General features: G+C 71.6%; 14 protein-coding genes. 7 read left to right on the top strand and 7 right to left on the bottom strand.

The window, feature by feature from the left end; genetic code table 11:
* Positions 1-55: 55 nt before the first annotated feature.
* Positions 56-1084, bottom strand: coding sequence for a saccharopine dehydrogenase family protein (locus OHB01_RS04985; RefSeq protein ID WP_147942589.1), 1029 nt, complete (start codon positions 1082-1084; stop codon positions 56-58).
* A 112-nt stretch (positions 1085-1196) separates the two neighbouring features.
* Here OHB01_RS04985 and OHB01_RS04980 point away from each other — a divergent pair, with 112 nt between their 5' ends.
* Positions 1197-2216 (top strand): helix-turn-helix domain-containing protein, encoded by a 1020-nt coding sequence (locus OHB01_RS04980; protein WP_142650308.1) that lies wholly within the window; start codon positions 1197-1199, stop codon positions 2214-2216.
* Between the two features lie 11 nt (positions 2217-2227).
* A complete protein-coding gene (locus OHB01_RS04975) occupies positions 2228-3391 on the top strand; it encodes a hypothetical protein (protein ID WP_142650309.1) in 1164 nt (387 codons plus the stop codon).
* Between the two features lie 28 nt (positions 3392-3419).
* Here the strand turns inward: OHB01_RS04975 and OHB01_RS04970 are convergent, their stop codons facing one another.
* From OHB01_RS04970 to mca, 3 genes are read right to left on the bottom strand one after another with little or no spacing between them, the layout of a single operon-like run.
* Complete coding sequence (locus OHB01_RS04970) at positions 3420-3737, bottom strand: GNAT family N-acetyltransferase (RefSeq protein ID WP_142650310.1); 318 nt, start codon at positions 3735-3737, stop codon at positions 3420-3422.
* On the bottom strand, positions 3734-3901 hold the full coding sequence (locus OHB01_RS04965; RefSeq protein ID WP_167530465.1) for a hypothetical protein: 168 nt from the start codon (positions 3899-3901) through the stop codon (positions 3734-3736). Before OHB01_RS04965 ends, OHB01_RS04970 begins: the two co-directional genes overlap by 4 nt.
* 9 nt (positions 3902-3910) lie before the next feature.
* Positions 3911-4792 carry a mycothiol conjugate amidase Mca gene (gene mca, locus OHB01_RS04960; RefSeq protein WP_142650311.1) on the bottom strand — a complete coding sequence of 294 codons (882 nt, stop codon included), beginning with the start codon at positions 4790-4792 and terminating at the stop codon, positions 3911-3913.
* A 150-nt stretch (positions 4793-4942) separates the two neighbouring features.
* Here mca and OHB01_RS04955 point away from each other — a divergent pair, with 150 nt between their 5' ends.
* From OHB01_RS04955 to OHB01_RS04945, 3 genes are all read left to right on the top strand, one after another.
* The gene (locus tag OHB01_RS04955; RefSeq protein WP_142650312.1) at positions 4943-5368 is read left to right on the top strand and encodes a DUF4307 domain-containing protein; all 426 of its coding nucleotides are present in this window, start codon (positions 4943-4945) and stop codon (positions 5366-5368) included.
* A gap of 75 nt (positions 5369-5443) precedes the next feature.
* On the top strand, positions 5444-5944 hold the full coding sequence (gene greA, locus OHB01_RS04950; RefSeq protein ID WP_079315666.1) for a transcription elongation factor GreA: 501 nt from the start codon (positions 5444-5446) through the stop codon (positions 5942-5944).
* Between the two features lie 160 nt (positions 5945-6104).
* Positions 6105-7361, top strand: coding sequence for a C40 family peptidase (locus tag OHB01_RS04945; RefSeq protein WP_260617422.1), 1257 nt, complete (start codon positions 6105-6107; stop codon positions 7359-7361).
* Here OHB01_RS04945 and OHB01_RS04940 read toward each other — a convergent pair.
* Positions 7330-7926 carry a helix-turn-helix domain-containing protein gene (locus tag OHB01_RS04940; RefSeq protein WP_328709161.1) on the bottom strand — a complete coding sequence of 199 codons (597 nt, stop codon included), beginning with the start codon at positions 7924-7926 and terminating at the stop codon, positions 7330-7332. The two genes, OHB01_RS04945 and OHB01_RS04940, sit on opposite strands and share 32 nt — an antisense overlap.
* 87 nt (positions 7927-8013) lie before the next feature.
* Here OHB01_RS04940 and OHB01_RS04935 point away from each other — a divergent pair, with 87 nt between their 5' ends.
* A complete protein-coding gene (locus tag OHB01_RS04935) occupies positions 8014-8997 on the top strand; it encodes an NADP-dependent oxidoreductase (protein ID WP_240971870.1) in 984 nt (327 codons plus the stop codon).
* Here the strand turns inward: OHB01_RS04935 and OHB01_RS04930 are convergent.
* Both OHB01_RS04930 and OHB01_RS04925 read right to left on the bottom strand, forming a co-directional pair.
* A complete protein-coding gene (locus tag OHB01_RS04930) occupies positions 8994-9626 on the bottom strand; it encodes a TetR family transcriptional regulator (protein WP_142650314.1) in 633 nt (210 codons plus the stop codon). The genes OHB01_RS04935 and OHB01_RS04930 overlap by 4 nt on opposite strands.
* Positions 9604-11115 (bottom strand): MFS transporter, encoded by a 1512-nt coding sequence (locus OHB01_RS04925; RefSeq protein WP_328709162.1) that lies wholly within the window; start codon positions 11113-11115, stop codon positions 9604-9606. Before OHB01_RS04925 ends, OHB01_RS04930 begins: the two co-directional genes overlap by 23 nt.
* 75 nt (positions 11116-11190) lie before the next feature.
* Between OHB01_RS04925 and OHB01_RS04920 the strand changes: the two genes are divergently transcribed.
* Complete coding sequence (locus OHB01_RS04920) at positions 11191-11709, top strand: hypothetical protein (protein ID WP_328709163.1); 519 nt, start codon at positions 11191-11193, stop codon at positions 11707-11709.
* The last annotated feature ends 56 nt before the right edge of the window (positions 11710-11765 follow it).

Here is an 11765-nt window from a genome sequence, read left to right as displayed (position 1 = left end):
TCCGCGCCGGTGGCGCGCCGGACTGCCACGCGGAGCAGGACGCGGGTGATCCGCGTTATCGGCGCAGTTCGAAGGAGACGTGCGGGGCCAGGGCGTGGAGGAAGCCGAGGGCGTCGAAGATCTCACCGGCGGAGGCGACGCCGGCGGTCCTGGTCCGTCCGGTGAGGATGCGCTCGACCGCCTCCACCACGAGCGGCGCGGTGACGGCGTAGATGTCCTGGCCACGTGCCACGGCCCGCCGTTCGCTGCCGCCGGAGCGCACGACGACGTCGACGAGGAAGGTCTGCGCGGACCGCCCGTGCTCGTCGACCGGGGCCGGGGCCGGGGTGCCCGGATCCGACAGGTCCCTGGCGGCCTCGACCGTCATGTACGTCCGCACGTCGGGGATGGACAAATGGCTGGGAATGGTGACGACGTCGGCCATCGTGAACTCTCCGATGACGGCCCGCGGTCCCATCGGGGCGGGGAAGGGCCACTCCAGGGTCGGCTGCTTGTCGTCGCGATACTCCAGCCGGCCGTTCGCATAACGGACGCGCCGGCCGCCCCGCCGCTGCCCGGAGACCACGCCCGAGGCGCGGGTCCCGGCGGTCGGGTGCCAGCCGCTCAGCCCGTACGCGACGTGCGCCTCGTCTGCGGCCGTCCAGTCGCCCATCGCGGCGGTGGCCAGCAGGTCGCCGAAACCGCCGTAGAAGGCCATCGCGGGGACGATCACGGCTCCGGCGGCGCGGGCGCGGTCCGCGAAGTTCGCGAACGTGTCGACGTTGGCCTCGATCTCCGCCGCCACGTCCACGTAGGGGATCCGGGCGCGCAGCGCCGCCTCGATCACGGGCGCGGCCGTCGCGGCGAAGGGCCCGGCACAGTTGATCACGGCCGCCGCGCCGGCCAGGGCGCGGTCGAGCGAGGCCGGGTCGCCGACCGGGGCCGGGCGGGCCTCCAGCCCGGTCTCCGACGCCGCCTTCTCCAGCTTGGCGGCGTCCCGTCCGGACAGCACGGGCACGAACCCGCGCTCCCGCAGCCGTGCCACCAAGAATCGCCCGGTATGCCCGTACGCGCCGTAAACCGCCACCGTGAGACCCGATTCCACCGGTTCTCCTCCTCGCCCGAATGATTCGTCGAATGATCCGTCGCGGACATCCTGACGAGGACGGGCGTCCGGCACGAGTGTCCGGAACGCCATCACCCGTACAATTCCGGACATGAGCACTGTCGCGCTGGCCGTCACCGACGGGATGCTGCACTTCGAGCTGGCGCTGGCCTACGAGGTCTTCGGGGCCGACCTGAGCCACGTGGCCGACCCCTGGTACAGCCTCGTCGTCTGCGGTCCCGGCGCGGTGCGGGCCGGGCGGTTCCGGCTGGAGCCCGACCACGGGCTCGACCGGCTCTCGCACGCCGACACCGTGATCGTCCCGGGCTGGGCCGACGCCGAGGTCGATCCACCCGCCGAGCTGGTCGACGCGGTGCGCGCGGCCCACGAGGCGGGCGCGCGGGTGGCCTCCCTCTGCACGGGCGCGTTCGTCCTGGCGGCCGCCGGCCTGCTGGACGGCAGGCGCGCGACCACGCACTGGGCGCACACCGAGGAGCTGGCCGCCCGCTATCCGCGGGTGGAGGTGGACCCGGACGTCCTGTACGTGGACAACGGCAGCGTGCTCACCTCCGCGGGCAAGGCCGCGGCCATGGACCTGTGCCTTCACCTCGTGCGCCTCGACCACGGCTCCTCGGTCGCCAACACGGTCGCCCGCCGCCTGGTCGTGCCGCCGCACCGGGACGGCGGCCAGGCCCAGTTCGTCACCACCCCGGTGCCCGCCCCCGGCAACCACCCGCTCGCCGAACTGTTCCCCTGGGTCATGGAACGTCTTGACCATCCGCTGACCGTGGACGACCTGGCCCGCCGGGCGCGGATGAGCTCGCGCAACCTGAGCCGCCACTTCAGGTCGGTCACCGGCACCACCCCGCTGCAGTGGCTGCTGGTGCAGCGCATCCGCCGCGCCCAGGAGCTGCTGGAGACCACCGACGACGGCATCGACGTCATCGCGGCGGCCACCGGAATGGGCACCGCCACGACGCTGCGCCGGCACTTCAACCGCACTGTCGGCGTGCCTCCGGACACCTACCGCCGCACCTTCCGGGCCCGTACGCGCCCCGGCCTGGGCGGGCCGCCACGTCCGGGGGAACTCGTGGGGGACCGTGGGGATGTGTTCCGGCCCGTCCCGGCGTAGGCTCACAGGACGTGGGCTTGGATCTGGACTTCGCTATCAGGCACTCGGGACGCCCGGCGGCCGCCATGACGCGGCGCGACGTCGCACGGGTGTTGCTGGCCGTGCCGTCCGGACACGCCCTGGTCGCCCTGCCCGACCTGAGGCGGCAGCTTCTCGCGGCGGGCAACCCGCTGTCGGTCAGGTTCTGGGAGTCGGCCAAAGCCGTGCTGATGAGCATCGAGTCCGGCGTGGCGACGGTCGGGGACGTGCAGCGCTGGCTGGAGTCGAGCGGCACCGAGCCGATCATGCTCACCCGCAGCTATTTCCTGTGGCCGGAGGAGAGCGAGCGCGGCCCGGTCGCGACCGAGATGTACGAGCGGCTGGTCGAGTTCCTGGAGGAGCGGCTGGCGGCCGGGGAGATCGACCCGGACGCGCTCGCCGCCGGGGACCCCGGCGCCCGGCACGCCTACGAGGAGCTCCAGGAGCGCTGGCTCGGCACCCCGCTGCCGGACGGCCGGGTGCCCAACGTCGTGGTCAACGACGAGCAGGACCAGGAGCTGTACGCCGCCTGGGACGAGGAGGAGGCGTTCGCGCTCGGCGAGCTGCGGCGGGTGCTCGACGACCTGCCGGAGCCGCCCTTCCCCGAGGCCGATCTCCGCTCGGCCGCCCGGCGGCTGCGGGTGACGCTGACCCGCCCCGGTTATCCGGGCAACGTGCTGCGCGCCTGCGCCGGGCTGGAGGACGGCGATCTGCCCGAACGCGACGAGGACCTGTGGCTCACGGTCGCCGCCGGGATCGCCGCGCCGATCTCCGACCTTCCGGACGAGGAGGACGCCGCCCGGTTCTTCGACATGGAGGGCGAGCTCAGCCACGAGGACTCGATACTGGCGTCGCTGTGCGCCATCCACCACGCCGACTGGCTCGCGTCGGTGATCGCCCTGGTCCGGTACGGCCCGGGCGTGCTCGCCTCGCCCGAGCGGATCGCCCGGTTCATCGCCGACTCCGAGGACGTCGACATCGACCCGGACGAGCCGGAGGACCTGGAGGCGACGGAGATGCTGTTCACGGCGGTGACGCCGCTGTGGGCGCACCTCGGCATCGTGGACCGGGCCGAGGTGCTCACCCCGCTGGGCTGGTGGGGCCTGCCGAAGGCGCTGGAGCGTGCCTGGTCTTCGGGCCCCGCGCTACCCGAATGATCCGCCCGGTTCAGCCGGGTGTGTCGGCTCAGCCGGGTGTGTCGACCAGGTCGCGGTAGTCGTCGTCCACGAGATCGCGGTATTCCGGATGCCGCTGGATGTACCAGGCCACGAACGAGCAGAGCGGCACGACACGCAGGCCGGCCGCCCGGGCCGCGTCGAGGGCTCCGCCGACCAGCGCGCCGCCCAGCCCGCGGCCCTCGAACTCGCCGCGCACCTCGGTGTGCGGCAGGACCATCGCGCCGTCGCGCAGCCGGTATTGGGCGAACCCGGCGACCACGCCGTCCACGATGATCTCGTAGCGCGACGCGGCGGGGTTGTCGACGACCCTGACGTCCGTGCTCACGCCTTGGGCCCGTTTTCGCGCCGCTCGTCCTCATGCTGGTCGTGCGGCACCTGGATCTTGCGCATCTGCTTGTTCATGTTCTTCAGCAGGAAGAACAGGGCCAGGCCGATCGCGGCGACGACGACGAAGCCGAGAAGACCCGGCCCGTAGCTGGTTGCATCCACGCCTTCAGCTTACGAGCAGGCAGGGGTGACCCCCGCGGCGATCCCCGCGAACAGGTCGTCCTCCGGCAGCGTGGTGTCCACGAGCGACCGCGCGAGGTGGTAGTCCTCGGTCGGCCAGATCTCCTCCTGCAGCTCACGCGGGCAGACGAACCAGAACCCGTCGGGGTCGACCTGGGTGGCGTGCGCGAGCAGGGCGAGATCGCGGACCTCGAAATAGTCCGCGCACGGGACCCTGGTGGTGACCTCCCACTTCTGCGGGCGGTCCTCCCACCGCGAGATCCAGTCGGCGTACGGCGAGCCCATGCCGCGCTCGGTCATGGCGTTGTGCAGCGCCTCGAACCGCTCCCGCGTGAAGCCCATGTGGTAGTAGAGCTTCAGCGGCTGCCACGGCTCGCCAGTGCCGGGGTAGCGGTCGGGGTCGCCCGCCGCCTCGAACGCCTCCACGGACACCCGGTTGGTCATGATGTGGTCCGGGTGGGGGTAGCCGCCGTTGTCGTCGTACGTGAGGATCACGTGCGGCCGGAACTCCCGGACGGCGGCGACGAGCGGCGCCGACGCCACGTCGAGCGGCTGCAGGGCGAAGCACCCCTCGGGCAGCGGCTCGTTCTCGTCCTCGGGCAGCCCCGAGTCGACGAAGCCGAGGAACCGCTGCTGGACGCCGAGGATCTCGCGCGCCTTCTCCATCTCCTGGCGGCGGACCTCGCCGATGTTCTCCAGGATGTCCGGCCGGTCCATCTTGGGGTTGAGGATCGAGCCGCGTTCACCACCCGTACACGTGACGACGAGCACCTCCGCGCCCTCCGCGACGTAGCGGGCCATCGTGGCGGCGCCCTTGCTCGACTCGTCGTCCGGGTGCGCGTGCACGGCCATCAGCCTCAACGGTGCACTCACGTCTCTCCTCAGGTGTTCTATGGCTACGAAAAGAGGTTAGCTTCTTAGAGACCGTGCGTTTCGGACCCGGCTGGCCGGCGTCACCGGCACGGTCGACTTGTGCGGACGATCGTCTCGCACAACACCGACAATCCTCAGGGAGATTCCGCGATGCCCACCGATGAGGTCGGCGGCCAGGGGACACGCCCGGTGCTCGGCACGCCGGACGAGTTCGCGCCCCGCCCGGCGCGGCCCTCCAGGCTGGTGTCGTACGTCGTGATCGCGTTGATCGTGGCGGTGTTCGCGGGCGGCTGGGGCTACGTGATGCTCCGCGCGAACGGGAACCCTTCGGTGAGTGCGGACGTCATCACCTTCGACGCGAGCGCCGCGGACTCCGCCGCCATCACCTTCACCGTGCACAAGCCCGCGGACCGGGCGGCGATGTGCCGGATCCAGGCGCTCGACACCCAGCACCTGGAGGTCGGCAGCCGTGAGATAACCATTCCCAAGGGCCGGTCGGATCTCGAGTTCACCGAACGTCTGAGGACGAGTTCCCAGGCCACAGCAGTTCATGTCGACTACTGCGATCTCGTATAGTGGAATCTTTGGGGAAGCGTTCGAAGGCGTTAACTTGACAGCCTTTCGAGTCACTTACGGAAACAAGGAGAGCCCGTGGCCGTCTCCCAGAACGACAACGTCACCTGGCTGACGCAAGAGGCGTACGACCGCCTCAAGGAGGAGTACGAGTACCTTTCGGGCCCGGGACGCACGGACATCGCCAAGAAGATCGAAGCCGCCCGGGAAGAGGGTGACCTCAGGGAGAACGGTGGCTACCACGCCGCCAAGGACGAGCAGGGCAAGATGGAGGCCCGCATCTTCCACCTCCGGCAGATCCTGGACAACGCCAGGGTCGGCGAGGCGCCCCGCGCCGAGGGCGTGGTCGGCCCCGGCATGACCGTGACGGTCCGCTTCGACGGCGACGACGAGGAGGTCACCTTCCTGCTGGCCTCCCGCGAGGAGAGCGGCGCGCCCATCGACGTCTACTCGCCGAACTCTCCCCTCGGGTCCGCGATCAACGGCAAGAAGATCGGGGAAAAGGCGACGTACACGCTGCCCAACGGCAGGCAGAACACCGTCGAGATCCTCGAAGCCGTGCCGTACATCGGCAACTGACCCTTTTCGCCCCGGCCGGGAATTCCGGAATCGTTTGCGGGATTCCCGGCTGTGCGGCAGTCTCGTCCCTGACCGGACCATTCGCCGCGGGAGGGGTGAGATCGTGCTCGAACGCCGAGCGCGGCCGTCCACCCGTTTAGGCAGGAAGCTCGCGAGAGCCGTGTCCGAGGCTCGTCAGGATCTCGCCTATCGCCCGCGGCTGCCCCGCCCGGGGCGCCTGCGCAGGACGGTTCCCCTCATCGCCGCGGCGCTCGTCGCCGTGCTGACCATCGACGTGCTCGTGCTCGGGGATCTCCGGCCGCAATCCGGGGACCCGGACGTGGTCGCGGCCCTGTCCGGGCGGCGCGCGGGCCACGGCTACGTGGCCGCGACCCGGCAGGCCCGTGAGATGCCGGCCCCGGCGCAGGGCCACCAGGCCCCGGCCGCTCAGACGGTGTCGCAGCAGCCGGTGGCCCCGCTGCAGCGGCTGATCCGCCCGCACCTGTTCGTGGTGGCCACCCGGCCCCTTCCCCCAGAGGTGGTGGAGAAGGTGCGCAAGGTGAAGGGCGTGGCCGCCGCCGAGGCGACCGGCGCGGCCGAGGTGACCGTGGACGGCAAGCGGGTGCCCACGATGGGCGTCGACCCGTCCACCTTCCGCTCGTACACGCCGAAGGTCACGGCCTCCTCCGACGAGCTGTGGCGCAACATCGCCGCCGGCGACATGGCGGTCTCCTTCGAGCTCGGCAACGACGGCGGCGTGCAGCTGGGCTCGCAGGTCCAGAGCGGCGCCCGGCGCCTGCGCATCGGCGCGTACGCCACGGTGGGCATGGGCTCGATCGCGGCGATCGTCTCGAAGGGGACGGCGTCGGCGCTCGGCATCCCGGACGGCAACGCCCTGGTCGTGAGCGCGCCCAAGGTCGACTCCGGCAAGCTCCGCCTCAGACTGCTGAAGATCCTCCCCAAGGGCAGCCAGGTCGCCACGATCAACCCGGTGGTGGTGGCGCCGAAGGGCCGCAAGGTGTGGCCGCAGACGGCGTTCATGTCCGCGGAGCAGCTCAAGGTCGCGCTCACCGCCGCCGTCAGCAAGCTCGGCCGGCCGTACGTGTGGGGCGCCGAGGGGCCCGACAGCTTCGACTGCTCGGGGCTCGTGCAGTGGGCGTACGCGCAGGCGGGCGTGCGCATGCCGCGGGTGACCTATCAGCAGTGGGTCACCGGGCCGCAGGTGCCGCTGTCGCAGGCGCAGCCGGGTGACCTGCTGTTCTGGCGCAACGATCCGACCAACCCCGGCTACATCTCGCACGTCGCCATCTATTGGGGCAACGGGAAGATGCTGCACGCCCCGCACACGGGCGACGTCGTGAAGATCGCGAACGTCTACACCAAGAACCTCGCCGGGGTCGTCCGGGTCAGTCCGCAGATCTCGGCGCGCGTCCGCTGACCGCGCCGGCGGCCAGGCCGTCCAGCACGAGCGAGAACAGGTGGTCGCGCCGCCCGGCGACGACCGGGCCCTGCTCGGCGATCCACCCGACTGCGCTGACCAGCGCGAACACGTCCATCCCGTCGATGTCCGGCCGGATGTGGCCGTCGTCCTGGGCCCGCTTGACCAGGCGCCCGGCGGCCTCCCGCATGGCGGAGCACGACGCGTGGAGGGCGGAGTCCTCGTCGCCGATCGTCGTCATCATCGAAGAGGTCAGGCCGCGGTAGGCGCTCGCGCGGCTGAGGAACTCCCGCAGCCATTGCCGCAGCGCCTCGCGGGAGTCGTCCGCGCCCTCCAGCTCCTCCGCGCGGGCCGCCAGGGTGTCGAACCGCTGCCGGAGCAGGGCCTCCAGCAGGGCCTCTCTCGTGGGGAAGTGGCGGTAGAGCGTGCCCATGCCGACCTCGGCGCGCCGGGCGATGTCGCGCAGCGACGCCTGGGTGCCCTGCTCCTCCACCACGGTCCTGGCGACCTCCAGGATGCGCTCGTAGTTGCGCTGCGCGTCCGCGCGCTGCTGTCGGCCCGTCATGCGTCGATCCTCGCACTTGACATGTGGAGCGGTGCTCCGCTTATTATCCGGAGCATCGCTCCGAATCGTAGTCGTCCAGGAGGACCGATGCCCACCATGAAGGCCGTCCGCATGCACAGGACCGGAGACCCCGAGGTCCTGGCGCTGGAGGAGGTTCCCCGCCCCGAGCCGGGTCCCGGGGACGTGCTGGTCCGGGTGCACGCGGCCGGGATGAACCCGCCCGACTGGTACGCCCGCATAGGCTTTTCGAACATTCCCGAGGAGATGCGGCCCGCGTTTCCCCTGCCGTACACGCCGGGCTCGGACATCTCCGGCGTGGTCGTCGCCGTCGGCGAGGGCGTCGGCGAGTGGCGGGAGGGCGACGAGGTCTTCGGGCTCGTGCGCTTTCCCGGCGCTCTGGGCAACGGAGGCCGGGGCTACGCCGAATACACCACCTCGCCCGCGTCCCACCTGGCCCGCAAGCCGGCCTCGCTCAGCCACGTCGAGGCGGCCGCCGTGCCGATGGCGGGGCTCACCGCCTATCAGTTCGTCTTCGACCACATCAAGCTCGGCGAGGGCCGCAGGGTGCTGGTCAACGGCGCCGCCGGCGGGGTCGGCCACTTCGCGGCGCAGCTCGCCAAACTACAGGGCGCGTACGTCATCGGGGTCGCCTCGGGGCGGCACGAGACGTTCCTGCGCGAGCTGGGGGTGGACGAGTTCGTCGACTACACGACCACGCGCGTGGAGGACGCGGTGCGCGACGTGGACGTGCTCATCGACAGCGTGGGCGGGCCGGACGCCCACCGGTTCCTGCGGGTGGTGCGGCCCGGCGGCGTGATCAGCCCGGTCTTCCACGGCGAGTATCACCGCGACCACGCGGCCGAGCTGGGCATCACGTTCCGGGGCGGCCAGGTCCACTCGGACGGCAAGCAGATGGCCGAACTGGGACGCCTGCTGGAGGAGGGCCGGCTGCGCGTCGGCATCGACGCGGTCTTCCCGCTCGCCGAGGCCGCGAAGGCCCACGAGCGGGCCGAGCGCGGGCACATCCAGGGCAAGCTGGTCCTTCAGGTGGTTCCCGACAAAGCCGATTAGATCGGCAGCCCGGCCTCCAGGTAGCCGAGTGCCTCGTCGAGCAGCACGGGCAGCGGGATCCGGCCGTCGTGCTCCACCCAGGTGAACATCGCCGGGAGCATGACCCCCATCACCGCGCCGGCCAGCGTCCGTACGGCGGGGCTGCGGGGGTCGCGGCCCGCCCGCTCGGCCACCGCCCCGGCGAGCATCTCGATCGTGGAGTACAGCCCTTCCATCGTCCGGGCCCGCAGGGCGGGCACGGAGGTGGTCAGCTTGGTCCGGGAGAGCATCCGGTCGAGCTCCTCGGGCTCCATCGCCTCGAAGGCGGTGCGGAACGCGGCGCGCAGCGTGGTCAGCGGGGGCAGGTCCGGCGGCTGCGCCTTGATCGCCTCCATCAGGAGCGGGTCGTAGTCGTCCTGGGTGACCGCGTCCTCCTTCGTGGGGAAGTAGCGGAAGAACGTGCTGGGGGAGACCTCGGCCGCCTCCGCGATCTGCTCGACCGTCGTCGCGTCGTATCCCTGCTCGGCGAACAGCCGCAGCGCCTGCTCCTGGATGGTCCTGCGGGTCTTGGCCTTCTTGCGCTCGCGCAGGCTCGTGACAGCGCGGTCGGAGGCGGGCGAGGTCCGGTCAGCGCGCTGAGGTGAGCTCATGCCCTGATTCTGCCGTCTTCCCGCGCCCTGCCGTACTCCCCGGTAGGAAGACGGCCACGAGGACGGTGGTCAGCACCGACAGGGCCCCGCACACCAGCAGGACCAGGTCCATGCCGTCCACGAACGCCTCCCTGGCCGCGCCCAGCAGCGCGGCGTCTCCCGCACGCGCGGCCAGGGCCGTCACGGCCGTGATCGAGCCGGCCGCTCCCTCCGGGACCCGGTCCGGCAGACCCGAGGCGTACGCCGCCGAGAGCAGGCTGCCGAGACCGGCCACGCCCAGCGCGCCGCCGACCTGGCGCACGGTCTGCAGGGTCGCCGAGCCGGAGCCCGACCGCTCCTCGGGCAGCGTGGCGAGCACGCCGTCCATGGCGGGGACCATGGCGAGGCCCACGCCCGCGCCGAGGACGGCCAGCCAGGCCGCGACGAAGCCGTACGCGGAAGACACCGAGGTCGCGGCGCCCAGGAGGAAGCCGGCGGCGAGCAGGACCAGGCCCGCCGGCATGACCACGCGCAGCCCGAGGCGGGCCGTGAGCCGCTCTCCGGCCAGGCCCCCGGCCATCAGCCCGGCCACCATGGGGATCACCCGCACACCGGTGCCGAGGGCATCGTGCCCGAGCACGGCCTGCAGGTGCTGGGGGACGACGAACAGCACGCCCGACATGCCGAGGCTCACGAACGTCGCGCCGGCCGCGCCCCAGACGAAGACCCGGCTGCGGAACAGGCCGAGGTCCATCATCGGCTGCCGGGTGCGGGCCTCGACCCGGACGAACACCGCCAGCAGCGCCGCCCCCGCGCCGAGACCGGCCAGCACGCGGGGGTCGCCCCACCCGCGCGCCGGGGCCTCGATGACGCCGTACACCAGCGCGGCCAGGCCCGTCACCGACAGCAGCGCGCCGGGCAGGTCGGTCCGCGGCGCGGCGGGGTCGCGCGACTCGGGGATGAACGCGGCCACCGCCGCCATCGAGACGACGATCATGGGGATGTTCACGAGGAAGACCGAGCCCCACCAGAAGTGGTCGAGCAGGTAGCCGCCCACGACCGGGCCGAGGGGCAGGCCGAGCGCCATGGCGGCCGTCCACACGGCGATCGCGCGCCCGCGCTCGGCCGGTGGGAAGACCACCGGCAGGATCGAGGTCGACAGCGGCATGATCACCGCGCCGCCCGCCCCCATCAGCGCGCGGGCCGCGACCAGGGCGCCGGTGCCGCCCGCGTACGTCGCGATCACCGACGCGATGCCGAGGGCCGCGAGCCCGGCCAGCAGCAGGCGCCTGCGGCCGAACCGGTCGCCGAGCGCGCCCGCCGGGAGCATCAGCGCGGCGAACGGGATCAGGTAGGCGTCGACGATCCACTGCAGGTCGCCGGTCGAGGCGTGCAGGTCGGCCGCGAGGGTCGGCAGCGCCACGTTGAGCACGGTCGCGTCCATGCCGATGACAAGGGCGCTGAGCACGAGGGCGCCGAGCGCCCACCATCGAGAAGTGAGAGTAGCCATACTTTGAAAGTAGCTCTCAAAAAGTAGCAACTGTCAACCTAGGCTGCTGTGCAATAGCGATGTAATGTTGATTACATGCATTCAGAGGAACAGCTGAGCGCCTGGTTCGCCGGCCGGGTGCCGGACAACTGGTTCGCCGAGACCCCCAAGGTCGTGGTGGACCGCGAGGAGATCACCGTGCTGGGCACGCTTCCGCCGCTGTCGGTGGCCGAAGGGCTCCCCGACCCGGAGCGTGCGGCGGCCATGGATGGGTACGTCGAGCGGTTCCGCGAGGAGACGCGCGAGCGCAGGATCGACATCGCCAGGGAGGCCGAGCACCGCTTCCGCCGCAAGGTCTCCTGGGGTGTCGTCGTGGGCGGCGAGACCGTGATGTTCACCACTCTTTCCGTCCCCGTCATGACCCGGCTCCGCCAGCCGGAACGGCAGGTCCTCGACACCCTGGTCGCCGCGGGTGTCGCGCGCAGCCGCAGCGACGCGCTGGCCTGGTGCGTGCGGCTCGTCGGCAAGCACACCGACAGCTGGCTCGCTGACCTGCGCGATGCCCTCCAGCACGTCGACAGGATCAGGGCGGAGGGCCCCGGCGGATTGGACTGAACCAATTCGCCGAAAGGTCTGGACCAGTCGAATTGGCCTATACCAATGTGTAAGGA

Origin of the sequence: Microbispora hainanensis, from assembly GCF_036186745.1 — a bacterium.
GTDB lineage: Bacteria > Actinomycetota > Actinomycetes > Streptosporangiales > Streptosporangiaceae > Microbispora.
Note: the sequence above shows the minus strand (reverse complement) of the source record. Positions and strands in the feature narration are given on the sequence as shown.